Raw genomic sequence first — 24,979 nt, 5'->3', positions numbered from 1 at the left:
GGACCGGGGACGGCGCTCCGCTGCGTCTTGTCGCAAATCCACCGGGGCCGCGTTGAAAAGGCCGACGCGGTTACCACTTACTCGCCATGCAAGTTCTTGATTTATCGCCTGAGACCGCCCTCGCCCCGGCCTCCTCCGAGATGCTCCTGGCGATCCTCGATCAGAGCCCCGACTGCATCAAGATCCTCGGCGCCGACGGCTGCCTGACCTACATGAACCGCAACGGCCAGTGCGCCATGGAGATCGACGACTTCTGCGCGATCCTGGGGCAGGAGTGGGCGCGCCTCTGGCCCGAGGAAAGCCGGCACCTCATCACGTCCGGACTGGCGGACGCGAAGTCCGGTGCAACGGTCCGCTTCCAGGCGCCATGTCCGACGGCGAAAGGCACGATCAAGTGGTGGGACGTGACCCTCCGCTCGTTCGACACCGGCGGCGAACTCGGCGGCTTCATCTCCATCTCGCGGGACATCACCGAACTCATGCTGGCGCGGGAAGCGGCCGACGCCGTAGCGGCCGAGATGAGCCACCGCCTGCGCAACGCCTACAGCATGGCCGGAATATTGATGTCGGCTTTCGCCAAGGGCGATCCGGAGAAGGAGCGCTTCACGAGCGAGATGCGCACGCGGCTGGGCTCCCTGGCGGCGGCGCAGACGCTGCAACAGAACGGCGGCGCGCACTCCCGTTTGCCGGAGCTGCTGAAGGCCATCGTCTCGCCTTATGCGACTCCCACCTGCACGCTGCGCTTCGGCGCGATCCCCGACATCGAGCTGGAGCAGGCGGCCGTCGATGCGCTGGCCATGGTGCTGGGCGAGCTCTGCGTAAACTCCGCCAAGCACGGCGCGCTCGGCGCCAATGGCGAGATCGTCGTCAGCGGCGAACACGACGGCGCCGTGCTGCGGATTACCTGGAGCGAACAGTCCGACCGAACGGTACAGGCGATCTCCCGCGAGAACGGCCAGGGCATGCAGCTCATGCGGCGCGTCCTGGCCGCCCGCCAGGGCGAGTTCGAGATCGACTGGCAGGAGAAGGGGCTCACCGCCGAACTCCGCTTCGCGCGGATCGGCTAAAGGGGCCGTGAGCACCTGCGCCGGCCACCTGTGCAGGTGGCGAGATGGATGCTGAGTTCAGCATGACGAATGAGAGATGCGGGACGCCTCGTTTGCTGAGCTCTCACGACCGCCCATGCCCCCCTTCCGTCACCCTGAACTTGTTTCAGGGCCCATCGGGCCGCCAGGGGCGGAGCCCTGTTGCGGGCGAAGCGGCTCCGCTTGTGAGCCTCCCAGCAACCCGTGCCTGCCGAGAAATGGATGCTGAAACGAGTTCAGCATGACGGGTTTGAGCGGGCGGTGTGCGAGACTTCTCGTTTGACGAGCCCTCACTGACCGCCCGACACACCCCCTCGTCACCCTGAACTTGTTTCAGGGCCCATTGGGCCGCCAGGGTCGGAGCCCGGTTGCGGGCGAAGCGGCGCCGCTTGTGAGCCTCCCAGCAACCTGTGCCTGCCGAGAGATGGATGCTGAAACCAGTTCAGCGTGACGGATTGAGGGACGTTGAGAAATCCCTCGTTTGACGAGCCCTCACACCAACCGCCCGACACCTCCTCCCGTCACCCTGAACTTGTTTCAGGGCCCATCGGGCCGCCTGGGGCGGAGCCCGGTTGCGGGCGAAACGGAACCGCTTGTGAGCCTCCCAGCAACCTGTGCCTGCCGATGGATGGATGCTAAAACGAGTTCAGCATGACGGATTGAGGTATGTTGAGAGATGCCTCGTTTCACGAGCCCTCACGATAACTGCGCGACACACCTCCTCGCGTCAGCTTTCGTCCCTCTGGTCCGCCGCGCCGGGAGCGGCTAAGCGGCGGGCCGAGAGACAGGAGACAGCCCATGAAGATCGACAGTTCCATCGCCGCAGTGGTCACCGGCGGCGCATCCGGCCTCGGCGAAGCGAGCGCGCGGGCGCTGGCTGCGAAGGGCGCCAAGGTGGCCCTGTTCGATCTCAACGAGGAGCGCGGGCAGCGCGTGGCCGAGGAGATCGGCGGGATCATGTGCAAGGTCGACGTGTCCGACGAAGCATCGGTCGATGCCGGCTTCGCGAAGGCGCGAGAGGCGCACGGGCAGGAGCGGGTGCTGGTCTGCTGCGCCGGTATCGGCACGATCGGCAAGACCGTCCGGCGCGACCGGGACAGCGGCGAGATCTCGCACCTGCCGGTCGAGCTGTTCCTCAAGACGATCAAGGTCAACCTCGTCGGCACGTTCCAGTGCGTCGCCAAGTCGGCTGCCGGAATGATGACGCTGGACGGGCTCGAGGACGGCGAGCGCGGCGCCATGGTCTGCACCGCCTCCGTCGCCGCGGTGGACGGGCAGATCGGCCAGGTCGCTTATGCCGCCTCCAAGGCCGCGGTGGCGGGGATGACCCTGCCGATCGCGCGCGACTTCATGTCCGAGGGTATCCGCATCAATTCGATCCTGCCCGGCATCTTCGCCACCCCGCTGCTCGCCGGACTGCCGGAGAAGGCACAGGAATCGCTCGCCGCGGCGGTGCCGTTCCCCAAGCGACTCGGGCGCCCGGAGGAATACGCCAGCCTGGTCATGACCATGCTGGAAACTGGCTACTTCAATGGCGAGACGGTGCGGCTCGACGGCGCCATCCGCATGCCGCCCAAGTAGATCCCGTGTCACCTCCCTGCCGACCCGTTGCGGAAGCACTCCGGGGCCAGTCGCGGCGCTCCCTTCAGGCGAGGCTTGCAAACGCGCGCCCGCTGCAACACAACTGGTAAGTCATGAAACAATCCATGCGCCTCGCCGACTTCCTGCCTTATCGGCTCTCGACCACGTCCAACGCGGTCAGCGGCCGGATTTCGCAGGAATACCGCACACGCTTCGGCCTCAGCGTGCCGGAATGGCGGGTGATGGCCGTGCTCGGCGACGCCGGGCCCATGACCCAGCGCGAGCTGACGCAGCACACGGTGATGGACAAAGTGGCGGTCAACCGCGCCTGCAAGGTGCTGGAGGAACGCGGCCTTGCCGTGCGCCAGCCCAACGCCAGCGACGGCCGTTCGCACTTGCTCGACCTGACGGAGGCGGGCCGCGAGGTGCACGGGCAGATCATGCCTTTGGCGCTGGAGATGGAGCGGCGGCTGTTCGCCAGCTTCACGGAAGAGGAAGTCGACACCTTCCGTTCGCTGCTCAAGCGCGTCCGCGACGAGGTCGACGATCTCGATGCCGACGACATCGACAGCGGTAACTTCGGCGTAGAGTAAGCCGACCGGCAACCCCAAACCTCCCCCTCACAGCGGAGGGTCGTCCTACTTGGCGCCGGGGCCTCCGCCGGAGAACGCGTCGCTGATCGAGCAGGCGGCCGGGCCGAGGATGACGATGAACAGCACCGGCAGGATGAACAGGATCAGCGGCACGGTCATGATCGCCGGCAGGCGCGCGGCCTTTTCCTCCGCCCGCATCATCCGCTCGTTGCGGAATTCGGCCGAGAGCACGCGCAGCGCCGAGGCGAGCGGCGTGCCGTAGCGCTCGGTCTGGATCATCGTGGTGACGACGCCCTTCACCGCGTCCAGGTCCACGCGATAGGCGAAGTTCTCGAACGCCTGGCGGCGTTCGGTCAGGAACGAGAGCTCGATCGCAGTCAGCGCGAACTCGTCGCCCAGTTCGGGGTAGGCGCGGCCAAGCTCCTTGGCGACGCGGTTGAACGCGGCGTCTACGGTGAGGCCGGCTTCGGCGCAGATCACCAGCAGGTCGAGCGCATCGGGCAGGCCCTTGCGGATTTCTGCAGTGCGCTTCGTGGTCTTGTTCTTGAGGAAGAGCTCCGGGCCCTTGTAGCCGCCGATCACGAGCGCGGCGAAGGCCATGAACCGCTTGAAGCTGCTCCAGTCGGGGAAAGTGTCGGACCAGTAGAGCACGATGACGCCGAGGAACCCCAGCACCACCGGAAGCACCATCCGCGCGAAGATCACGATCACCGCGTATTCCTTGTTGCGGTAACCGGCCTGCGCCAGCTTCTGCTGGATGATTTTGATCTGGCTTTCCTGCAGGACCTTCATGCCCTGCAGCGTGTCCTTCATCTTCTCGGTCGTGTCGGTGCGCTGGACCAGGCTCTGGCGCTTGCGCGCCTTGGCCGTGACGATGCCCGACTTCAGCTCGTCGCGGCGCGCATTCAGGGCCTTGAGGCGCTTGGCCATCGGATCCGTCACCGTCACCGCGGCATAGATCGCGAGAAGCACGGCAGCGGCGGCGATCCCGGCCAGGACCGAGCCGACGAGGATGACGTCGACGCCGAGGAGCGTGGGGCCGGCGGGCGGAGTGATCATGGCTGCGCCTTTTCCTCGCTCAAATCTCGAAGCTGACCATCTTGGCCATGATGAAGCCGCCGATGCTCATCCAAACCAGGCCGCCGAGGCCGGTGACGATCAGGCGATCCTCGGTGAAGAATCCGCCGACGTAGCCGGGGTTGATCCACCAGATCGCCAGGAACACCAGGAACGGCAGGGCGCCGACGATGTAGGCCGATGCTTTCGATTCCGAGCTCATCGCGCGGATCTTCAGCTTCATCTGCGAACGCTTGCGCAGCACGTCGGCCAGGTTGGACAGAGTCTCGGCGAGGTTGCCGCCGGTCTCCCGCTGAATGGCCAGGGTGATGACGAAGAACTGGAACTCGGCGGTGTTCAGCCGGTCGGCCGTTTCCTGCAGCGCCTCTTCCATCGTCCGGCCGATCTTGATCCGTTCGACCACGCCCTTGAATTCGGCGCCGACCGGCCCGGGGATTTCCGTCGCCACTACGCCGAGGGTCTCGGTGACGGGAAGGCCCGAGCGCAAGCCGCGAACCAGCAGCTCGATGCAATCGGGGAACTTCGCGTTGAACTGGTCGATCCGCTTCTTGATCAGCCGGTTGACGATCATGTGCGGCAGGCCGGCGCCGGCGATCACGCCCACGCCGAGCGAGAGCAACGGGGCGCCCGTCTTGAAGAATAGAAGCACCGTCACCGCCAGGCCGAGGCCCAGCGAGGTGTAGAGGTATTGCGTCACCGTCCAGCCGTGGCCGGTCCGGTCGAGCCGGAGCGCGAGAGCCTCTGCCCGCGAGCCGGAGCCGGCGATCTTGTGCATCTTCGGCTTGCGCGCGGCGATCGCCTTCTTGAGCTGCGATTCGACTTTGGCGGTGGTGCTTTCGGAATGGCGGAAGCGCACTGCTTCCAGGCGGCGCTGCGCTTCCTTGGCCGGCGAGCGGCCATTGAGCATCAGCGCACCGACGATCGCCAGGAACATCAGTCCCGCAGCCACGATCACAAGCTGGATCACACTCATGCCCTGCTATCGCCTTTCCCGGCCGTCACCGACGCTCAACCGTCGGCCGCGGCCGCGCCCTTGGTCTTGCTCTTTTTGCCCAGCAGCGACTTGAGATCGAACTTGCCGAGCAGCGACTGCGTGCCTGCTGCCGCCTCGTTGATCGCGTCCTCTTCGGCCACTCCGAGAACCGCCGAGGCGACCTCGCGCAGGGCGGCGCCGGCTTTGCTGGCGCGGTTGGCGTCGACGAAAGTCTGCCCCAGCTTGGCTGCGTTGACCGCCGCCTTGTGGTCGTAGGGGATCAGGAAATCGATCCGCCGCTCGATCGAGGCTTCGAAATCGGCCTTGCTGATTTCCGCCACCCCGGGCTGCACCTTGTTGGCGACGACCAGCGGCTGCACGCCGGGCGCGTTCGTCTTGAGCCAGGAGAGGATGCGAATGGTGTCGCGCGCGGACGCGAGGGTCATCTCCGTCACCAGCGTCAGCACGTTCACTTCGGCCAGCAGGTGGGGGAAGTTGATCAGCATGTTGCGCGGCAGGTCGATCACCGTGGCCGCGAACGCCTGGCGGAACTCCTCCTCCAGTTGCATGAAGGCGCTGCCGTCGGTCATCAGCGGCGAGCTCATCGGCGCTTCGGCGGACAGGATCGCCAGGTTCTCGTTCGCGCGGATCATCGCCCGCTCGATGAACAGGCCGTCGATGCGGCTGGGGTTCTCGATCGCGTCGGTCAGGCCGCGGCCCGGCTCCAGGTCCAGCGCCAGGGCGCCGGTGCCGAAATGGACGTCCAGGTCGAGCAAGGCGGTCGGCCGCTGGTGATCGGTGCTGAACAGCCAGGCGAGCGAGGTCGCCAGGGTCGAGGCGCCGACACCGCCGCGGGTGCCCACGACGGCGGTGGAAAGATGCACTTTCGCTGCGTCGGCATCCCCGCCGCGGGGGGCGGCGAAGATCGCCTGGGCCTGGTTCAGGGCGTCGCGCACCTGCCCGGCCGAAAGCGGCTTCAGGAGATAGTCGTGGATGCCGCTGGCCAGCAGGTCGCGGTACAGCCGTACGTCGTTGACCTGGCCGACGGCGATCACCACCGTGCCAGGTTCGCAGACTTCGGCGAGGGCGTTGATGTCGTTCAGCGGGTCGCCGCTCTCGGACAGGTCGACCATCAGGATCGCCGGGCTCGCCGCGATCGAGAGCGATTGCACGGCGTTGCGCAGGCCGCCCTTGGCGCACTTTTCCGGGGCCCAGCCCATTTCGATGGTGACCGGGCGCAGAACGTCCAGCGTGGTCTCGTCGCAGATGAACGCCGCGAACGGGTCGCGGTTGCCCGTCATGCCGGATTTCCAGGGTGCGTTCATATCAGTTTCCCCCACCTTGCGCGGATGCCGCGGGCAAGCCGCCGGCGCCGGTCGACGGCCGGTCGCGGTAAGTGTTGATGGCCTTGGTCGAGCTCATGACCACGGTTTCGCCAGTGCCCTCCGCGCCGCGCAGCAAGTGCTCCGGATCGGCGATCATCGCAGCCATGTTGCCGTTTACCGCGCAGCCGAAGCCGGGAGAGGTAGCGTTCTGGCTGTGCTCCGCGTGCTGGTCGGACCAGTCGGGGCAGCCCGGAACATGGGCGCTGCTGCGGGTCACGACCACTCGGACGCTGCCGGGGGCGACGAAGCCCTGGGTCACCGGCGCGCCGTCGCTCACCAGCAGGCCGTAGCGGCCGGCGATCGCAGCGATGTCTTCCCGCACCGCGGGGCTGGCGGCGGCGTCGTCGATGCCGATGCGGTCGCCGTAGCGCAGGTTCATCGTATCGAACCAGTCAGCCAAGCGGGCCTGTTCGGGGACCGACAGACCGTCGAAAGACGCGGGCAGGTCGAGAGTGTAGGTCGAACGCTGCACCACCGGCTGCTTGACGCTGTCGAGCGACCGGTTCGTCCCAGCCACGGAATTGCAGGCGGAAAGCGCCAGCCCGAGCGAGAGGGCGAGGGCGGCGGCGGCCGCGCGTTTGCTGCTAAGGGGCATCGTCGTCACCTTTCTCACTTGAGGCTGAAGCCGGGCACGGCGGCTTCGGCGCGCTGTTCGACTTTGCCCTTGCGGCGGTCCTTGTCGTCGGCGCCGATCGAGGGCGGCGGGGCCGGCTCGTCCGCGGCGCGGGGCATCGGGCGGCTCGCTCCGGATACGCCGTCCGTCTCGCGGTTGATCAGCAACTGCTGCAAGGCGGTCGGGGCCTGGTAGCCGTCGGTCGGCAGCTTGATCTGGCTGTCGTCGACCGGGTTCACCAGGTACGGCGTGACCACGATCACCAGCTCGGTCTGGCCCTTGCGGAACTCGGTCGAGCGGAACAGGTTGCCCAGGATCGGCAGGTCGCCGACACCGGGGGCCTTGTCGATCGTGCTGTTGGCATTGTTGCTCAGCAAGCCGGCGATCATGAAGCTCTGGCCGGAGCCCAGCTCTACCGTGGTTTCCGCCCGGCGCACGGTCAGCGCGGGGATGGTGAAGCCTTCCACCGTCACCGCGCCCTGGCTCGACAGCTCGGACACCTCGGGCCGCACGCGGATCGAGATCCGGCCGTTGGACAGCACCGTGGGGGTGTAGGCCAGGCTGACGCCGTACTTCTTGTATTCGATGGTCGTGGTGCCCAGTCCGCCGCTCAGCGGGATCGGGAACTCGCCGCCGGCCAGGAACTCGGCGGTCTCGCCTGAAAGCGCGGTCAGGTTGGGCTGCGACAGCGTGGTGACGAGGCCGTCGCGCTCGGCAAGGTCCAGCGCGCTGCCGATGTCGAGCCCCAGGAACCGCCCGAAGGCGCCCAAGGTCGTGCCGCTGGCGATAGGGCTGACCAGGCTGCTGCCCGTCGGGCCGCTCGTGCGGCCCACGCCCAGGCCGCCGGGGCTGCCCGGGGTGAACTGCGGGATCGCGCCGGCGCGGCCCTGGCCGATGCCGAACTTGAACCCGCCGGTCGTGTCGACCGTCGTCAGGTTCACGCCCAGTGCGCGGGTCAGCGAACGGCTGACTTCGGCGAAGCGCACCCGCAGGTTGACCTGCAGCGGAGTGGCCATCTTCAGGCGGGAGATCACGTTGGTCCCTTCACCCACGAAAGCGGAGACCAGCCTTTCGGCCTCGGCGGCGTCCTCAGGGGCGGCGACCGTGCCGGTCAGCAGCACCGTGTTGGCGCCCATCGTGGCGACGTTGATCTTGGCTTCCGGCATCGCCAGGCCCAGCATCTGCGGGATGCTGTCGAGGTTGGAGCCGACGCGGACGTTGGCCGACCAGATGATGTCGCCGCCGGCGTTGCTGGCATAGACGGTGGTCTCGCCGCCCGCCCGGCCGAAGATATAAAGCTGGCGCTGCGATTTCACCTGCACGTCGGCGACCTGGTCGTTAGCCACGAAAATGTCGGTCATGGAGCCGGGCACGGTGACGAGTTCGCCGCGGCCGATCGAAAGCACGATCTCCTGGGCCGGCGATACGAGCGCCTGGGCCGCGGCCGGGCCACCCGGCACGGCGGCCAGCGGCGACAGCGCGCACGCGGCAGTCAGCACTGTGATTAGGCGACGCTTCATTGTCTTGCCCCTCGATTGAGCGGCGCCTTCGGCGCGGCGCTCGGGTGTTCTGTCGATGTTGCTCATGGACCTCAGCGAACGGTGCTCAGGCCGGCCGCGGCCGTCGTGCCTGCGGCGGAGCCGGCTCCGCCCCCCTGGCGGTCGCGCAACTGCCCGGCGCCGCGCGCGACCGGTTCGACGGTGGTCGCCTGGCCCCGGGTGACACGGACCACCGGGCCCGAAGCGACCGGCGCGACGGCCGTGCCGCGAGCCGGCGCTGCAGCAGCAGGGTAATCCGCCTGCACCGGCGCGGGCGCGCTCTGCGCGGTCTGGGCCGGCATCGTGCTGCGCTGGAAGCGCGACACGTCGCCGCCGGTGACGTAGCTGGTGGCGCCGTCCTGCGGGCGGGCCATGGCGCGGCGCAGCAGCTTCTCCTCTTCGGCTTTCGACAGACCGTCCGGCATCTCGAAGTCGCCGGAAGCGATCGCCCGCTCCAGCTCCGACTGGTTGTCGGCGATCGAGCGCAGCGCGAGGCTGATCGTGCCGATGGTCTGCGCCACGGTGATCTTCTCGGCGATCCGCGGCGTCGCTTCGAGCGTCACGGTGCGGAATGCCTGGACGACCGTCTTGCCCTGGTCGTCCGTGGTGGTCTCGGTCGACTGGTCGGTGGCCAGCACGCGCAGGTTCCTGAGAACCGTCTCGGCGGTGTTGAGGCTCTGCCCTTCGGCGCCGCTGATCGTCTGGGTCAGCATCACGTCGACCCGGTCCCCCGGGAAGATGAAGCCGCCGACGCCGGTCTTCTCGGAAACCGGCACGGTGACGGCACGCATGCCCGGGCCCAGCGCCGCGGCCAGGAAGCCGCGGTCGCCCGGGCTCACGATCGAGCCCTGGGTCACCGGCTCGCCGGCCGTGATCGGGTGGCGCACGACGGTGCCGAGCAGCTTGGCCATGTCCGCTTCGCCGTCGACGAAGTAGGCGTCCTGCACCATTTCCTGCGGCCAGAGCTGGTAACCGATGGCATCGGCGGTGATGATCGTGCCGACCGGAAGGCCGCGCTTGGCAACGAGCACGCGCGGGCCCTGCGGCACCTGAGCGGCTTCAGCCTGAGGCGCCGTCGCGCCGGCGAACATGCTCCGCGCTGCCAGTGCGGTGCCGATCGCGACGATCAGTGCCGCCATCAGCAGAACCAGCTTCTTCCTGTCCATGTGCCTCAAGCCTCTTGAATGAAAATGGCGTTATGACCGGTACTTACGGCCGGAATGGTTAAAATCGGGTTCACCCGGAATTCCCGGCCGCGAAGCCCGCTGCAGGCCAGTATTGCGCCAGGAGGACCCACAATCCGGCGCTGGCGATGGCTACACCGTATGGGATGGCCAGCCGGTCCTTGCGCCCGCGGATCACGTGCCAGCCGGCGAAGACAATCGTCAGCACGCCGCCGAGCAGCGCCATGATGACGATCAGCTTGAGGAACGAGGCGGGCTCGATCCACAGCGCCAGGGCGGTCAGCAGCTTCACGTCGCCGCCGCCCATGGCGCGCAGCGCGAACAGGCCGGCGAGCACGACGAAGGCAGCCAGCGCCACGCCCACCTGCGCAGCCACTTCGGGCCACAGCGAAAGGCCGCTCGCCCACCAGAACAGCGGTGCGCCCAGGGCGATCGCGCCGTTCAGCCAGTTGCCGATCTGGCGCGAGCGCAAATCGGTGAAGGCGGCGATCAGCAGCGCGATTGCCAAGGCTGCCAGCAGCCCATATTTGAACGGATCGTCCACCCACGTGTCCCCGAGTAATTCCCGAGGTTCACTGCTAGCGATCAGGGCTTACTAAATAGTAACCACGCCAGGAGGGCGGCATAAGCCAAGCGCAACCGGCGGCCTTCGATCGCCGCTCCATTCCAGCCGACGCGATCGAGAGCAGTTGGACCGCGCCCGACGAGCACGCGATCCGCCGCATCGACTGGCCCGCGCCCGATGGCGCGGCGCGGGGAAGCCTGCTGTTCCTGCCGGGCCGCGGCGACGCTTACGAGAAATACCTCGAGACCCTGGAGCACTGGCGCCGGCGCGGGTGGTGCGTCACCGCGCTCGACTGGCGCGGCCAGGCGGGATCTGGCCGGCTCGGCGTCGATCCGGTGACCGGGCACATCGAGGATTTCGGGCACTGGGTCGCCGACCTGGCCGCCTTCTGGCGCGAATGGACCGCGGGACGCGAAGGCCCCTTCGTGCTCGCCGGCCATTCGATGGGCGGTCACCTCGTGCTGCGGGCGGTGGCCGAAGGGGCGCTGCGACCGGACGCGCTGGTGCTCTCCGCCCCGATGCTCGGCCTCCTGCCCGACTGGCTTCCCCCCAATGTCCAGCGCGCCGCCTCGGGCCTCATGTGCCGGATCGGCGAGCGGTGCCGCCCGGCCTGGAAGTGGAGCGAGAAGCCGGGCGAACTTCCCGTCGGCCGCGCCGCTCTGCTGACCCACGATGCGGACCGCTATGCCGACGAGCTGTGGTGGCGGCAGCGCAGGCCCGAGCTGGTGATGGGCCCGGGCAGCTGGGGCTGGGTGGCCGCGGCGGTGGATTCGATCGCGCTGCTCGGCCGGCGGGGCATGCTCGAATCGGTCGACATTCCCGTGCTCACGCTGGCCGCGAGCGAGGACCGGCTGGTCAGCTTCCCCGCGATTCGACGCGCCGCCGCCCGGCTGCCGCGCTGCGAATTCATCGTTTTCGGCCCGGAGGCGTTCCACGAACTGCTGCGCGAATGTGACCCCGTGCGCGACAGGGCCCTTGAAGCGATCGATCTTTTCCTCGACCGCGCATTGGCATGAGCGAAACCTACGACATCGCCGTGATCGGCGCAGGAATGGCCGGCGCGAGCATCGCCGCCGAGCTGGCCCCGCATGCGCGCGTGCTGTTGGCTGAGGCGGAAGACCGTCCCGGTTACCATGCTACGGGCCGTTCGGCGGCGTTCTGGGAGGAATGCTACGGCGGCCCCGACGTTGTCCCGCTGACGCTGGCTTCGGGCCCCTACTTGCGCGAGCATGGAATGCTCACCCGGCGCGGCGCGCTCTACATCGGGCGCGGGGAGGATGAGGCGGCCATCAACGCTTTCATGCAGCGCTTCGCCGGCACCGGCGTCTCGATCGAGCGCCTCGGACGCGCTGCGCTGGAGAGCCGCATCCCCGGTCTCCGTCGCGGCTGGGACCACGGGATTGCCGAGCCCGCCTGCGCCGACATCGACGTGGCCGGGCTGCACCAGCACTATCTCGCCCGCGCGCGCCGCGGCGGCGTCGAGCTCCTGTGCTCGGCCCGCCTGGAGAGCACTGAGCGTGAGGGGGAGGGCTGGCGCCTCTCCTTCGGCCGCGCGGGAGAGGCCAGGGCCCGCACGCTGGTCGTCGCTGCCGGCGCCTGGGCCGATCCGGTCGCCGAGCTGGCCGGGGCCCGCCCCGTCGGCATCCAGCCGCTCCGGCGCACCGTGGCGCAAGTGCGCACCGCGCCGTCCCCGCCGGCCGATCTGCCGCTGGTGCTGGGCATCGCCGGCGATTTCTACTTCAAGCCGGAGCACGGCAAGCTCTGGCTCAGCCCGCAGGACGAAACCCCGATGGCCGCCGCCGACGCCGCGCCGGAGGAGCTCGACGTGGCGCTGGCGATCGACCGCTTCGAACGCGTGGTCGACTGGCGGATCGAAGCGGTGGAGCACAAATGGGCCGGCCTGCGCAGCTTCGCGCCCGACCGCCTGCCCGTCTACGGCTTCGATCCGCACGTCGAGGGCCTGTTCTGGTTTGCCGGCCAGGGCGGCTTCGGCATCCAGACCGCCCCTGCCGCCGCCCGCCTCGCCGCGCAACTCCTGCTCGCCCTGCCCCGCGACGCGATGACCGAACGCCTCGATCCCGCGCTCTACTCGCCCGCCCGCTTCGGGTAGGCACCAAGCGCTCCCCCGTAACTACCCGCCCAAACCCGTCATGCTGAACTCGTTTCAGCATCCATTTTGCCGCCCGTACAGGTCGTGGGCGCGGGCACCAGCGGCGCCGCATCGCCCCCACCACGCTCCGCGCGCAGCGGCGGGATGGACCCTGAAACAAGTTCAGGGTGACGAGTGGCAGCAACGTGCAAGCTGTTGGAACGGTGCGCCCACACCCGTTGCACAACACCCCTGACCCGTCATGCTGAACTCGTTTCAGCATCCATTTTGCCGCCCGTACAGGTCGTGGGTACGGGCGCCAGCGGCGCCGCGTCGCCCTCCACCGGCTCCGCGCGCAGCGGCGGGATGGGCCCTGAAACAAGTTCAGGGTGACGAGGAGGAACTGGTCTGCCGAAGGGCAGCCTACCCCCGCGCCGCCTCGGCCGCGGCGCAGGCGAGCTTGTCGACGCGCTCGTTCTCGACGTGCCCGTCGTGGCCTTTGACCCACTGCCAGGTGATCTTGTGGGGCGCGGCGGCGGCGATGAGTTCGTGCCACAAGTCTTCGTTGCGGACCGGCTTCTTGCTGGCGCTGAGCCAGCCCTTCTTCTGCCAGCCGTGGATCCACTTCGTCATGCCGTCGATCACGTAGCGGCTGTCGGAATGGACGACGACTTCGCACGGCTCGATCAGCGCCTGCAGGGCGCGGGCGACGGCAGTCATTTCCATGCGGTTGTTGGTCGTGTGCGGCTCCCCGCCGCTCAGTTCCTTCTCGTGCTGGCCCATGCGCAGCAGCGCGCCCCAGCCGCCGGGGCCCGGGTTGCCCTTGCAGGCCCCGTCGGTGAAAATCTCTACTCTCTTCATCGGCCGGGCCATGCCTCAGCCATTGCCGCGAGGGAAGGCCTCCGTCCCCTTGGCGACGTAGAATTCCAGCCGGCGGGCGAAGTCCATCGGGTCCTTGCGCGTCACCAGCGCGCCGGCCGGCGTGTTCAGCCAGTCGTAGGCGCGGCTGGCGATGAAGCGCATCGCCGCGCCGCGGGCGAGGACGGGCAGGGCGGCGCGCTCATCCGCCGACAGAGGCCGGTGCGATTCGTATCCGGCGAGCAGCGCCTCGGCGATCGCCGGGCGGAAACGGCCGCCCGGGCCGAAGCACCACGCGGCGTGAGTCACCGCGAGATCGTAGGCAGTCAGGTCGGTGCAGGCGAAGTAGAAGTCGATCAGCCCGCTGACGCGGTCGCCGAGCATCAGCGCGTTGTCGGGGAACAGGTCCGCATGGATGACCGAGCGGGGCAGGTCCTGCGGCCAGTTGGCGCCGAGGTACTCCAGTTCGCTCGCGACCAGTGCTGGCAGGGTGGGATCGATCTCCGCCAGCCCATCGTCGCCGCAGCTCCCGAGCAGGTCGCGCCAGGTATCCAGGCCCATCGTGTTCGCGCGTTCGCCCGGAAAATTCGCCGCGGCCGCGTGGATCCCGGCCAGCGCTTCGCCGATGGCGCGGGCCTGCGCGGGCGTCGGCGTGTCGATCGAAACGCCGGGCAGGAACTCGATCAGCGCCACGGCCTTGCCGTCCACCATGCGATAAGCCGCTCCGTCACGATCGTGGATCGTGCGCGGGACGGGGCAGCCCTTGGCGGAAAGGTGGTCGAGCAGGCCCAGGAAGAACGGCAGGTCGTCGGCATCGACGCGGTGCTCATACATCGTCAGGATGAAGCGATCCTGGGTCGTCTCGACCAGCCAGTTGGAATTGGAGACGCCCTCGGCGATGCCTTTGGCGGAGACGAGCTCGCCCACGCCATACTCGGCGATCAGATCCGCCAGATCCTCGGCGGAAAGATGCGTGTAGACTGCCACGGGTAGGTCTAGTCGACGAGCTGGCGCGGCAGCTTGAAGGTCATCTTCTCCTCGGCCGTGACCAGCGTGCGCTCTTCCACTGCGCGCCACTCGCCCAGCTTGGCGATCACTTCGCGCACCAGCTCCTCCGGCGCGGAGGCGCCGGCGGTGAGGCCGACCGTGCCGACACCCTCCAGCCAGGCGGGATCGATGTCCGCCGCCCGCTGGATCAGCTTGGCCTCGGTGCCGCAGCGTTCGGCCACTTCGACGAGCCGCACCGAGTTCGATGAATTGGGCGCGCCTATCACCAGCACGAGGTCGCTCGCCGGGGCGATCTGCTTGACAGCCGCCTGGCGGTTGGAGGTCGCGTAGCAGATGTCCTCCGCCTTCGGCCCGACGATACCCGGGAAGCGCGCCCGCAGCGCCGCCACGACTTTGGCCGTGTCGTCGACCGAAAGGGTCGTCTGGGTGAGGAAGGCCAGCTGCGCGTCGGGGGCGAACTCCAGCGCCTCGACATCTTCGACCGTCTCGACGAGCGTCATGCCGCCTTCGGGAACCTGCCCGATCGTGCCGACGACTTCCGGATGGCCCCGGTGGCCGATGAAGACGATGTGCCGCCCGGCCGCAATCTGCCGTTCGGCCTGGCGGTGGACTTTGCTGACCAGCGGGCAAGTCGCGTCTAGATAGTCGAGCCCGCGATCCTCCGCCTCGGCTGGCACCGCCTTGGGAACGCCGTGGGCGCTGAACACCACCGGCACGCCGTCCGGCACCTGGTCGAGCTCGTCCACGAACACCGCGCCTTTGGCCTTCAGCCCGTCCACCACGTAGCGGTTATGGACGATCTCGTGCCGCACGTAGACCGGCGCGCCATAGCGCTCGATCGCCCGTTCGACGATCTCGATCGCGCGGTCCACTCCGGCGCAGAATCCCCGCGGCGCGGCGATCAGCACCTGCAGCGGCAGCTTCCCGGCCTGGCCCAGTGATCCCTGGGGCGATTCCTGAAAGGGGGCGTTCATGGGGGCACCTCTAGCGATTGTGCCGCTGCGGCGAAAGGGCTAGGGCGTCGCGTCAGTCTGGACGAGGAAGTCGCATGAAGTTTCGCACTGCCGCCATTGTCGCAATTGCCGCCGCCGCGCTGGCCGGTTGCCAAACGGAAGGCGATCTCGTGGTGCAGGAAGGCGTCGGCATCACTGCGCTGAGGACCGTGTGCCCCGCCGTCGGCGTTCCCGACTACACCGGAGACGTTACGCTGTTCTCGCCCGAGGGCGCCCGCACCGCCGATGCGATCGACGTGACCGCCGCGATCACCAATGTTCGCACGACTTGCGACGATACCGGCGCGAAGGTCTATGCCGCCGCCACCTTCGACGTGCTCGCCCAGCGCCGCGACACGCGCGGCGCGCGGACGGTCCAGCTGCCTTACTTCTCCACCGTCGTGCGCGGCACCAACGCGGTCGTCGCGAAGCGGCTGGGCACCGTCACGCTCCAGTTCGCCGACGGGCAGGCCCGTGCTTCGGCCAAGGGCGCCGCCGGCGCCCATATCGACCGCGCCGAAGCGACCCTGCCGGCGGAGATCCGTCAGCGCATCACCCGCAAGCGCGAAGCCGGCGATGCCGATGCGGCGGTCGATCCGCTCAGCGAGCCGGAGGTGCGCGCCGCGATCGGCCGCGCCAGCTTCGAGCTGCTGGTCGGTTTTCAGCTGACGCAGGACCAGCTGGCCTACAACGCCACGCGCTGATCCGCGCGCTGCTCCTTTCCGCGGCGCGTCAAACAGGCTAACGGCCCGCGCCATGTCCGATATGCACACGCTGTACGCCGCCTTTGCGGCGAAGATCGCCGCCGCTCTCGCTGCGCTGGAGAAGGAAGCCCAGCTTCCGGCCGGAATTTCCCACGCCGCCGTCAGTGTCGAGCCGCCGCGCGATCCTTCGCACGGCGATCTCGCCACCAACGCCGCGATGGTCCTGGCCAAGCAGGCGGCCACCAACCCGCGCGCCCTGGCCGAGAAGATCGTCGAGAAGCTCAGCGCCGATCCGGCCATCGAGAGCGCCGACATCGCCGGCCCCGGCTTCATCAACTTGCGTCTGGCGGACGAAAGCTGGCGCGAGGAGCTCCGGGCCATCGCCGCGCTCGGCGCCGATTACGGTCGCTCGACGCTTGGCACTGGACGGACCGTGAATATCGAATATGTCTCGGCCAACCCGACCGGCCCGATGCACATGGGCCATTGCCGCGGCGCGGTCGTCGGCGATGCACTGGCGGCGCTGCTCGAGTTCGCCGGGCACGATGTCGTCCGCGAATACTACGTCAACGACGCCGGCGCGCAGGTCGATGTGCTCGCGGAGTCCGTGTACTTGCGCTATTCCGAAGCGCTCGGCGTGGCGATCGGCGAGATCCCCCCGGGCCTCTACCCCGGCGAATACCTCAAGCCGATCGGCCAGGCGCTGGCTGGCGAATACGGCGACAAGTACCTCGAAGCCCCGGCCAGCGAATGGCGCGGTCTGTTTCGCAAGCGTGCCGTGGCCGAGATGATGGCGCTGATCCGGGCTGACCTCGCCCTGCTCGGCATCCATCACGACGTGTTCTCCTCGGAAGCCGAGCTCCAGGCCGCCGGGAAGCCCGACCAGGCCGAAGCCTGGCTGCGCCAGCACGACCTCGTCTATGACGGCGTGCTCGAAGCGCCCAAGGGCAAGACGCTGGAAGACTGGGAGCCGGTAGAGCTGCCGCTGTTCCGCTCGACCCGCTTCGGCGACGACCAGGACCGCCCGATCCGCAAGAGCGACGGGAGCTGGACGTACTTCGGCGCCGATCTCGCCTATCACATGCAGAAGGCGGGAGCCGCCGACGAGCTGATCGACATCTGGGGCGCCGATCACGCCGGCACGGTCAAGCGCATCAAGGCGGCGGTTGCCGCGCTGTCGCAAGGGCAGGGCAAGCCGATCCCGTTCGACGTCAAGCTGGTGCAGATGGTCCAGCTGCTGCGCGGCGGCGAGCCGGTGAAGATGTCCAAGCGCTCGGGCAACTTCGTGACCATCGCCGACATGGTGGAGGAAGTCGGCAAGGATGTCGTCCGCTTCACGATGCTCACCCGCAAGCCCGAAGCGCAGATGGACTTCGACTTCGCCAAAGTGGTGGAAGCCTCGAAGGATAACCCGGTGTTCTACGTGCAGTACGCCCATGCGCGGATCCGCTCCACGCTGCGCAAGGCCGAAGCCGAAGGTCTGGCGCCGTCGCCCGCGAACGTCGAGCGGCTCGGCCCGGACGAGCTGGCGCTCGTCAAGCTGGCCGCGCAGTTTCCCCGCACGGTCGAAGCCGCGGCCCAGGCGCGCGAGCCGCATCGGATCGCCTTCTTCCTCTACGACCTCGCGGCCGCGTTCCACGCCTATTGGAACATGGGTAACGACGATTCCGGCAAGCGCATCATCCTGGCACACGATCCGGAGCTGACCGGGGCGAGGCTTTTCCTCGGCCAGCAAATCGGGCAGGTTATCCGCAACGGTCTGGCCCTCCTTGGAGTGGAGGCGGTCGAGGAGCTCTAGAATGCAGGCAGCGGGCAAGGGGCGCGGGGGCGATCCGCTCGACGATGGCGCGATGGAGCCGGAGGAGCTTGCCTTCGCCGGCGAGGACGAGCGGCTGCCCTGGCTCGAGGGCGACGGCGATCTGGACGAAAACCAGGTTGATACCGGCCGGGTCATCGCGTTCGGGCTGGTCGGCCTTCTGGTTCTCGGCCTGCTCATCGGCGGGCTGTGGTTCTACTTCCGCGGCGGCTCGGAATCCCGGATCGTGGCCGACGGCAGCACGATCGAAGCGCCGGAGCAGCCCTACAAGACGAAGCCGGAGGATGCCGGCGGCACCCAGGCGCTCGGCACCGGGGCGACCAGCTTCGAAGTGGCCGAAGGGCAGAGCCCCGAAGGCCGCGTGGCCGTCAAGGAAGCGCCGCGCCCGAGCATCGACCGCGAACAGGCGGCCAAGGACACTGCCGGCGAGAAGCCGGTCCCCACCGGCGTGGGCGTTCAGGTCGGCGCCTACTCCTCGCGTGAGCGGGCCGAGGCCGGCTGGACGACGCTGGCGAGCCGCTTCTCCGCTCTCGACGGCGTCAAGCACCGCATTGTCGAAGCCACGGTGGACGGCAGCCCGATCTTCCGCCTCCAGGCCGTCCCCGGCGATCTCGCCGCCGCGCGGGCGCTCTGCGACAGCCTCCAGGCCTCCGGCGGCGATTGCCAGGTCAAGAACTAACCCCAAAATCTTCCACCTCCCCCAGAGGGGGAGGATTCGTTTAGGCGCCCCCTAAATCCACCAGGAGGACCGCCGCCGAAGGCGGTGGTGGAGGGGTGTCCACCTCAGGCGCCCACTAAATCCTCCCCGGGACGGGGAGGGGGACCGCCCGCGTAGCGGGTGGTGGAGGGGGCCCCTGGCCTGGACGAACGCCCGCGCCAGACCGCCGCCCCCCTCCGTCAGCGGCTACGCCGCTGCCACCTCCCATTCCAGGGGAGGATTTGGCGCGTGCTGGTTACTGTCCACACCGGCATCGGCGGCCGAACTTGCTCCCTCCGGCCTTTCCTGCGAATTTCCGTCCGATGACACCCGCGATCTTCGGCCTTTCCGGACTTGAGCTGACCGCCGACGAGCGGGCGTACTTCCGCGAGAGCGATCCGGCGGGTTACATCTTGTTCGGCCGCAACGTCGAGAACCGCGAGCAACTGCGCAAGCTGACCGACTCCCTGCGCGAAATCCACGGGCGCGAGCGGCTGTTGATCTCGATCGACCAGGAAGGGGGCAGGGTCGCCCGCATGAAGCCGCCCGAATGGGCGAGCTTCCCGCCGGGCGAGGCGTTCGCCAGGCTGTGGGACGTCGCTCCCGCGAGCGCGATTGAGGCGGCGCGCGCCAATGCCGAGGCCCTTGGGCTCGATCTCGCCGAAGTGGGCGTAACGGTCGACTACCTGCCGCTGCTGGATGTGCGCCAGCCCGGGGCGCACGACGTGATCGGCGACCGTGCCCTCGGCGCCGAGCCGATGCAGGTTGCCGCGCTCGGACGTGCGATCCTCGACGGACTTGCCCGTGCCGGCGTGACCGGCTGCGTCAAGCACATGCCCGGCCATGGCCGCGCCGGGGCCGATAGCCACAAGGAACTGCCCACGGTCGAAGCGAGCGAGGCGGAGCTCGAGACCGACATCGAGCCGTTCCGCACCCTGGCCGACGCCCCGATCGGGATGACCGCTCATGTGCGCTACACCGCCTGGGATGCTCAGAACCCGGCGACCCTGTCGGAATTCGTGATCCGCGAGATTGTCCGCAAGCGGATCGGCTTCACCGGCCTGCTGCTGACCGACGACATCGACATGGAAGCGCTCAGCGGCACCGTGCCCGAGCGCGGGGTGCGGGCGCTCGCCGCCGGGTGCGACGTCGTGCTCAATTGCTGGGCCAAGCTGGACGACATGGCGGGTCTTGCCGAGGTTCTCCCGGCGATGCCGGAGGAAGCCTGCCAGCGGCTGGAGCGCGCCTTATCGATCGCCGGCGGCAGCGGGCCCGCCGGCAACCCGGCCGAGCTGCTGGTCAAGCGGGATTCGCTGCTCAAGCTGGCCGAGGGCCTGGCCTGATGAAGCCGGCATGATGGAAGAAGGCCTTCTGTTCGAGCCGGTAGAGCCCGATTTCGAGGCCGATTGGGACGGCCTCGCCGCCGCTCCCAAGGATGACGAGGCGCTCTATCTGGAGTTGGAGGGCTGGGAAGGGCCGCTCGACCTGCTGCTCGATCTCGCCCGGCGGCAGAAGGTCGATCTCAAGTCGATCTCGATCCTCGCGCTGGTCGACCAGTACATCGCCTATATCGAGCAGGCCGAGGCCCTGAAGCTGGAGATCGCGGCGGACTACCTCGTGATGGCGGCCTGGCTCGCCTACCTCAAGTCGGCGCTGCTGCTGCCGAAGGAGGAGCAGGAGAACCCCAGCCCCGAGGAGCTGGCGCTGCGCCTGCAACTGCGGCTGCAGCGCCTCGGCGCGATGCGCGAGGCGGCGGCCCGGCTGATGACTCGCGAGCGGATCGGCCGCGACGTGTTCCTGCGCGGGGCGCCGGAGGGCTTGCGGGTCGACAAGGTGAACGCCTGGCAGTGCGACTGGTATGCGCTCGTCAGCGCCTATGGACAGGTCAAGGCGCGCACCGAGCCGGTGGTGCACATGGTGCGCGACCGCATGGTCATGACGCTCGACAGCGCGCTGGAGCGGGTCTCGACGATGCTGGGCGTGCGGCTCGACTGGATGGAACTGCGCGACTTCCTGCCGGTCGGCTCCACCCCGCAACTGCGCCGCTCCGCGCTCGCCTCCAGCTTCGTCGCCGCCCTCGAGCTCGCCCGGCTCGGCAAGGCGGAGCTGCGCCAGGAAGACGTCTTCGGGCCGCTGCACTTGCGGCGGGTGAAGGCGGCGTGAGCGAAACGGACGACCTCGTTCGCGCCGTCGAGGCGACGCTGTTCGCCGCCGAGGAGCCGATGACCGCCGACGCCCTCTCCGCCCACCTCGGCGGCGCCGACGTGCGCGACGCTTTGCGCGAACTGGAGGAGCACTACCGCGAACGCGGCGTGCGCCTGGTCGAGCGGGGGCGGCGCTGGCAGTTCCAGACCGCGCCCGACCTCGCCCACTTGCTGCGGCGGGAGAAGGAGCAGGTGCGCAGGCTGAGCCGCGCGGCAACCGAAGTCCTCGCGATCGTGGCCTATCACGAGCCGGTCAGCCGCGCGGAGATCGAGGCGATCCGCGGCGTGCAGACCAGCGGCGGCACTCTGGACGTGCTGATGGAGGCAGGCTGGGTCCGCGTCGCCGGGCGGCGCGAAGTGCCGGGGCGCCCGGTGATCTATGCCACGACCCCAGAGTTCCTCAGCCACTTCGGCCTGCAGAGCCGCCGCGATCTCCCCGGGATCGACGAACTGAAAGCCGCCGGCCTGCTCGATCCGGTCGACGAGGCTTACGACGAAATGGTCGGCAACCGGCGCGAGGATGGCGAGGAAAGTGCCGAAGAGTCCGACCGACGTACCGACGACGACGACGAAGCCGCCGACACTCCGCACACGGCGGCGCTGGAAAAGCCGGATGAAAGCGCCTAGGTAGCGCTTACAACATTCGGAGAGTTCCAGTGGGTAGTATCGGACCATTCCAGATCATCATCATCGCGCTGGTCATACTCGTGCTGTTCGGCCGTGGCCGGATCTCCGAGATGATGGGCGATTTCGGCAAGGGCGTGAAAAGCTTCCGCAAGGGGCTGGGCGACGACGAGGAGCCGGCCGCCAAGCCGTCCGCGCGCATCGAAGGACCGAGCCACGAAGCGAAGCCGGCCGCGCAGGCCGCTGCCGAGCCGGCGCCGGCCTCCGACCAGACTCGTTCCTGATCTAAGCAAGAGCGCCGACCATGTTCGATCTCGGCGCCGGCGAGCTGCTCCTCATCGTCATCGTGGCGGTGATCGTCATCGGGCCCAAGGACATCCCGCTGGCGATGCGCACGGCCGGGCGTTGGATCGGCAAGATCCGGCGCGTCTCCGGCCACTTCCGCGCCGGTCTCGACACCATGATCCGCGAGGCGGAAATGGAAGAGATGGAGAAGAAGTGGGCGGCGCAGAACGCCAAGATCATGAAGGAACATCCCGCCGACGCGGCGCCGGAGATGGAGCCGACCGGCGCCTTGCCTTCGCCCGCTGCCACGCCGCCGGCCGCGCCGCCCGCGCCTGAGGCTAGCGCCGAAGCGCGCGCCGAGCCGCCCGTGCCGCCGCCCGAAGCGCAAGAGCCGCAGCTCCCCTTCGGCAAGCGGAAGTAACCGCGCACAATGGCTTTGAAGATTCGTGACATCGACGAGACGCAGGCGCCCCTGCTCGATCACCTGATCGAGCTTCGCACCCGGCTGCTGCGGGCGATCATGGCGCTGGCGGTGGCATTCGCCGTGTGCCTCTACTTCGCCGCCGACATCTTCGAGATCCTGGTCTATCCGCTCGCCGCGGCATTCCCGGAAGGCGAAGGCCGGCTGATCTACACCAAGCTCTACGAAGCGTTCTTCGTGGAGATCAAGGTGGCGCTGTTCGCCGCCTTCTTCGTGAGCTTTCCGATCATCGCCAACCAGCTCTGGGCCTTCATCGCGCCGGGGCTCTATGCGCGCGAGAAGAAGGCCTTCCTGCCGTTCCTGCTCGCCACGCCAGTGCTGTTCCTGCTCGGCGCCAGCCTGGCCTACTTCCTGGTCATGCCGACGGCGTTCGAGTGGTTCCTCGGCTTCGAGGGCACGACCGGCGGCATCCCGCAGGAAGCGCTGCCGGCGATGGGCGATTACCTCGACCTGGTGATGCGCTTCATCCTGGCGTTCGGAATCAGCTTCCTGCTGCCGGTGCTGCTGCTGCTGCTGAACCGCGCCGGGCTGGTGTCGCGCGAACAACTCACCGGCGCGCGGCGCTACATCGTCGTGGCGGTGTTCATCGTGGCCGCCGTGATCACCCCGCCGGACATCGTTTCGCAGTTGCTGCTTGCCGTGCCGCTGCTCGTGCTGTTCGAAGCCTCGCTGCTGTTCATGAAGCGCAGCGAAGACATGGCTGCTGGCGAGGACGAGGGCGACACGTCCGGATAGCGACCGTATATAGCCCTGTGCTTTGACAAGCTCAGCACGAACGGGGTTGAGTTCGAGAATTACCCAAACCACCTCCGTTCGCCCTGAGCTTGTCGAAGGGCAGTCCTTCCCTTCAGCGCCGCGCCCGAAGACAGAGCGGTGCTTCGACAAGCTCAGCACGAACGGGTCTTGGGGGAGAGGTCTCTCTCACCGCGTAATCGTGCGTTCTTCCCCGCCGGTTGCTGCGTCCGCCGCGTAGACTTGCGCCCCGCCGATCCAGGTTTCGAGCACGCGGATGCCGCGCATGTCCTCCGGGCTGGCGAGCAGCGGATCGCGGTCGAGCACCACAAAGTCCGCCCGTTCCCCGGCGACAAGGCGCCCGAAGCGTCCGTCCGCGAAGCCCGCGTAGGCGGCACCGGCGGTGTAGGCGGCGAGGGCGGCCTCCCGGCTGATCGCTTCCTGCGGCTGCCAGCCGCCGAACGGTTCCCCGGCGGCGTCGGTCCGGCTGATCGCCGCTGCCAGACCGGCGAACGGGTTCGGCGCTTCGACCGGCGCGTCGGAGCCGAAGGCGAGCGGAGCGCCTGTGGCGAGAACCGACTTCCAGGCATATGCACCGGCCAGGCGACCGGGCCCGAGCCGCGCTTCGGCCATGGTCCGGTCGGAAGTCTGGTGGACCGGCTGCATCGAAGCGATAGTGCCGTGCCGGGCCAGGCGCGGAATGTCCGCCGGATCGAAGACCTGGGCGTGCTCGATCCGCCAGCGGCGGTCACCCTGGTAAGTCTGGGACAGCTCGTCGATCGCGTCGAGCACTTCGGCATTGGCGGCATCGCCGATGGCGTGGACGGCGACCTGGAACCGGTCCATCGCCGCACGGCTCATCAGGTTCCGCAGCTGGGTGCCGCCGAGAAGCTGCAGGCCGTTCTCCTTGGGCGCGTCGGCATAAGGGGCCTTGAGCCAGGCGCCGCGCGAACCGAGCGCTCCGTCGAGGTAAAGCTTGACCCCGTTCAGCCGCAGGCGGTCGTCGTAAAGCCACACGGTCGGGCCGCCGCCGCCGATCAGCAGCATCGATGGTACGCTGTCCGCATAGGAGATGATGCGCAGCCGCAGCCGCCCTTCGTCTCCCGCGCGGCGGAAGGTCATCCAGTCGTCGACGCTCGTGCCCATGTCGGTCACGGCCGTGATGCCGTTTGCCAGGAGCAGCTGCTGCGCTTCGTGCAGCGCCAGGTCGCGGTCCTCCGCGCGGGGCGCGGGAACGTGGCGGGCGACGAGATCCATCGCCGCGTCGACCAGCACGCCCGAAGGCGCTTTCGATCCGGCCAGGCGCTCGATCCGCCCGCCGGCGGGATCGGCCGTGGCCGCCGTGACGTTGCCTGTCCGGAGTGCAGCGGAGTTGGCCCACCCGGCATGTCCGTCGACCCGCCTCAGCCACACCGGACGGTCGGCGACCACGGCATCGAGCTCGGCGGCGGTCGGGAAGCGGCCGAGGCCCCACAGTTCCTGGTTCCAGCCCCGCCCGACGATCCACGCGCGGTCGGGATACTTCGCAGCGTATTCCGCGATCTTCGCCTGCGCCTCCGCCAGCGAGCGCGTGTCCGACAGGTCGAGCGACAGCAGCCCCAGGCCGATGCCCATCACGTGCGCATGGGCGTCGATCAGGCCAGGGATGACGGTGCGGCCGCGCCCGTCCACGCGATAGTCGACCTTCGACGGCGCCTGGTTGCGCTTGGCATAAGTATCGACGATCCGCCCGTTGTCGTCGATCACCATCGCCGCGAACCGCTTGACCCTGCCGTCGCGCTCCATCGAGATGCCGTTGACGTTGTCGATCAGCGTCTCGGCCAGCGCGGGGGTAGGCAGCAGGGCGAGGGCGAGGGCAGTCCAAATCCTCCCCGGGACGGGGAGGGGGACCATGC

The 24,979-nt window shown here is 68.5% G+C and carries 25 protein-coding genes; 14 read left to right on the top strand and 11 right to left on the bottom strand.

Translation table 11 applies throughout. From position 1 onward, the window contains the following. Nucleotides 1-140 precede the first annotated feature (140 nt). The 3 genes from GRI75_RS08755 (at nucleotide 141) to GRI75_RS08745 (ending at nucleotide 3,259) form a co-directional block, all read left to right on the top strand. On the top strand, nucleotides 141-1,067 hold the full coding sequence (locus tag GRI75_RS08755; protein ID WP_160746583.1) for a PAS domain-containing protein: 927 nt from the start codon (nucleotides 141-143) through the stop codon (nucleotides 1,065-1,067). An 816-nt stretch (nucleotides 1,068-1,883) separates the two neighbouring features. Further along, on the top strand, nucleotides 1,884-2,666 hold the full coding sequence (locus GRI75_RS08750; RefSeq protein WP_160746582.1) for an SDR family NAD(P)-dependent oxidoreductase: 783 nt from the start codon (nucleotides 1,884-1,886) through the stop codon (nucleotides 2,664-2,666). A 113-nt stretch (nucleotides 2,667-2,779) separates the two neighbouring features. After that, nucleotides 2,780-3,259, top strand: a complete 480-nt coding sequence (locus GRI75_RS08745; RefSeq protein ID WP_160746581.1) for a MarR family winged helix-turn-helix transcriptional regulator — start codon at nucleotides 2,780-2,782, stop codon at nucleotides 3,257-3,259. 45 nt (nucleotides 3,260-3,304) lie between these two features. On the opposite strand, the gene GRI75_RS08740 is transcribed toward GRI75_RS08745, so the two are convergent. From GRI75_RS08740 to GRI75_RS08710, 7 genes are all read right to left on the bottom strand, one after another. Then, entirely contained in the window at nucleotides 3,305-4,318 is a 1,014-nt protein-coding gene (locus GRI75_RS08740) for a type II secretion system F family protein (protein ID WP_160746580.1), read from the bottom strand. 19 nt (nucleotides 4,319-4,337) lie between these two features. Further along, entirely contained in the window at nucleotides 4,338-5,309 is a 972-nt protein-coding gene (locus GRI75_RS08735) for a type II secretion system F family protein (protein ID WP_160746579.1), read from the bottom strand. A gap of 35 nt (nucleotides 5,310-5,344) precedes the next feature. After that, nucleotides 5,345-6,634 carry a pilus assembly protein CpaE gene (locus GRI75_RS08730; RefSeq protein ID WP_160746578.1) on the bottom strand — a complete coding sequence of 430 codons (1,290 nt, stop codon included), beginning with the start codon at nucleotides 6,632-6,634 and terminating at the stop codon, nucleotides 5,345-5,347. Nucleotide 6,635: 1 nt separating this feature from the next. Then, a complete protein-coding gene (locus GRI75_RS08725) occupies nucleotides 6,636-7,289 on the bottom strand; it encodes a CpaD family pilus assembly protein (protein WP_160746577.1) in 654 nt (217 codons plus the stop codon). A 14-nt stretch (nucleotides 7,290-7,303) separates the two neighbouring features. Beyond that, on the bottom strand, nucleotides 7,304-8,827 hold the full coding sequence (locus GRI75_RS08720; RefSeq protein ID WP_160746576.1) for a type II and III secretion system protein family protein: 1,524 nt from the start codon (nucleotides 8,825-8,827) through the stop codon (nucleotides 7,304-7,306). Between the two features lie 71 nt (nucleotides 8,828-8,898). Further along, on the bottom strand, nucleotides 8,899-10,011 hold the full coding sequence (gene cpaB, locus GRI75_RS08715; protein WP_160746575.1) for a Flp pilus assembly protein CpaB: 1,113 nt from the start codon (nucleotides 10,009-10,011) through the stop codon (nucleotides 8,899-8,901). Between the two features lie 70 nt (nucleotides 10,012-10,081). Beyond that, complete coding sequence (locus GRI75_RS08710; RefSeq protein WP_160746574.1) at nucleotides 10,082-10,573, bottom strand: A24 family peptidase; 492 nt, start codon at nucleotides 10,571-10,573, stop codon at nucleotides 10,082-10,084. A gap of 80 nt (nucleotides 10,574-10,653) precedes the next feature. Between GRI75_RS08710 and GRI75_RS08705 the strand changes: the two genes are divergently transcribed. Beyond that, nucleotides 10,654-11,610: an alpha/beta fold hydrolase gene (locus GRI75_RS08705; RefSeq protein ID WP_160746738.1), complete on the top strand. Its 957-nt coding sequence runs from the start codon at nucleotides 10,654-10,656 to the stop codon at nucleotides 11,608-11,610. Beyond that, nucleotides 11,607-12,704 (top strand): NAD(P)/FAD-dependent oxidoreductase, encoded by a 1,098-nt coding sequence (locus GRI75_RS08700; RefSeq protein WP_160746573.1) that lies wholly within the window; start codon nucleotides 11,607-11,609, stop codon nucleotides 12,702-12,704. The genes GRI75_RS08705 and GRI75_RS08700 overlap by 4 nt, the downstream gene beginning before the upstream one ends. Nucleotides 12,705-13,106: 402 nt before the next feature. Here the strand turns inward: GRI75_RS08700 and rnhA are convergent, their stop codons facing one another. Genes rnhA through ispH form a run of 3 tightly spaced genes read right to left on the bottom strand, consistent with a single transcriptional unit; the run spans nucleotide 13,107 to nucleotide 15,523 of the window. Continuing rightward, nucleotides 13,107-13,544, bottom strand: a complete 438-nt coding sequence (gene rnhA, locus GRI75_RS08695) for a ribonuclease HI (RefSeq protein WP_160746572.1) — start codon at nucleotides 13,542-13,544, stop codon at nucleotides 13,107-13,109. 15 nt (nucleotides 13,545-13,559) lie between these two features. Beyond that, the gene (thrB, locus tag GRI75_RS08690) at nucleotides 13,560-14,528 is read right to left on the bottom strand and encodes a homoserine kinase (protein ID WP_160746571.1); all 969 of its coding nucleotides are present in this window, start codon (nucleotides 14,526-14,528) and stop codon (nucleotides 13,560-13,562) included. An 8-nt stretch (nucleotides 14,529-14,536) separates the two neighbouring features. Next, nucleotides 14,537-15,523: a 4-hydroxy-3-methylbut-2-enyl diphosphate reductase gene (ispH, locus tag GRI75_RS08685; RefSeq protein WP_160746570.1), complete on the bottom strand. Its 987-nt coding sequence runs from the start codon at nucleotides 15,521-15,523 to the stop codon at nucleotides 14,537-14,539. A gap of 74 nt (nucleotides 15,524-15,597) precedes the next feature. On the opposite strand from ispH, the gene GRI75_RS08680 reads away from it, so the two are divergent. The 9 genes from GRI75_RS08680 to tatC all read left to right on the top strand — a co-directional run bounded on the left by GRI75_RS08680 (nucleotide 15,598) and on the right by tatC (nucleotide 23,087). Further along, the gene (locus tag GRI75_RS08680) at nucleotides 15,598-16,245 is read left to right on the top strand and encodes a hypothetical protein (protein ID WP_160746569.1); all 648 of its coding nucleotides are present in this window, start codon (nucleotides 15,598-15,600) and stop codon (nucleotides 16,243-16,245) included. Nucleotides 16,246-16,297: 52 nt separating this feature from the next. Then, entirely contained in the window at nucleotides 16,298-18,043 is a 1,746-nt protein-coding gene (gene argS, locus GRI75_RS08675) for an arginine--tRNA ligase (protein WP_160746568.1), read from the top strand. Nucleotide 18,044: 1 nt separating this feature from the next. After that, a complete protein-coding gene (locus tag GRI75_RS08670; protein ID WP_160746567.1) occupies nucleotides 18,045-18,740 on the top strand; it encodes an SPOR domain-containing protein in 696 nt (231 codons plus the stop codon). A 341-nt stretch (nucleotides 18,741-19,081) separates the two neighbouring features. Beyond that, nucleotides 19,082-20,101, top strand: coding sequence for a beta-N-acetylhexosaminidase (gene nagZ, locus GRI75_RS08665; RefSeq protein ID WP_160746566.1), 1,020 nt, complete (start codon nucleotides 19,082-19,084; stop codon nucleotides 20,099-20,101). A gap of 13 nt (nucleotides 20,102-20,114) precedes the next feature. Beyond that, a complete protein-coding gene (locus tag GRI75_RS14595; RefSeq protein ID WP_160746737.1) occupies nucleotides 20,115-20,921 on the top strand; it encodes a segregation and condensation protein A in 807 nt (268 codons plus the stop codon). A 59-nt stretch (nucleotides 20,922-20,980) separates the two neighbouring features. Continuing rightward, nucleotides 20,981-21,589: an SMC-Scp complex subunit ScpB gene (scpB, locus tag GRI75_RS08655; protein WP_235911443.1), complete on the top strand. Its 609-nt coding sequence runs from the start codon at nucleotides 20,981-20,983 to the stop codon at nucleotides 21,587-21,589. A gap of 29 nt (nucleotides 21,590-21,618) precedes the next feature. Then, entirely contained in the window at nucleotides 21,619-21,870 is a 252-nt protein-coding gene (tatA, locus tag GRI75_RS08650; protein WP_160746564.1) for a twin-arginine translocase TatA/TatE family subunit, read from the top strand. Nucleotides 21,871-21,890: 20 nt separating this feature from the next. Continuing rightward, on the top strand, nucleotides 21,891-22,292 hold the full coding sequence (gene tatB / locus GRI75_RS08645) for a Sec-independent protein translocase protein TatB (protein WP_160746563.1): 402 nt from the start codon (nucleotides 21,891-21,893) through the stop codon (nucleotides 22,290-22,292). A gap of 9 nt (nucleotides 22,293-22,301) precedes the next feature. Continuing rightward, complete coding sequence (gene tatC / locus GRI75_RS08640) at nucleotides 22,302-23,087, top strand: twin-arginine translocase subunit TatC (protein ID WP_160746562.1); 786 nt, start codon at nucleotides 22,302-22,304, stop codon at nucleotides 23,085-23,087. 186 nt (nucleotides 23,088-23,273) lie between these two features. On the opposite strand, the gene GRI75_RS08635 is transcribed toward tatC, so the two are convergent. Beyond that, on the bottom strand, nucleotides 23,274-24,977 hold the full coding sequence (locus tag GRI75_RS08635) for an amidohydrolase (RefSeq protein ID WP_407925138.1): 1,704 nt from the start codon (nucleotides 24,975-24,977) through the stop codon (nucleotides 23,274-23,276). Nucleotides 24,978-24,979: the final 2 nt, after the last annotated feature.

The sequence above is a fragment of the Croceibacterium soli genome (genome assembly GCF_009828065.1).
In the GTDB taxonomy this organism is placed as follows: Bacteria; Pseudomonadota; Alphaproteobacteria; order Sphingomonadales; family Sphingomonadaceae; genus Croceibacterium_B; species Croceibacterium_B soli.
The sequence above is the reverse complement of the archived record's forward strand: the minus strand, read 5'-3'. Positions and strand labels throughout refer to the sequence as shown.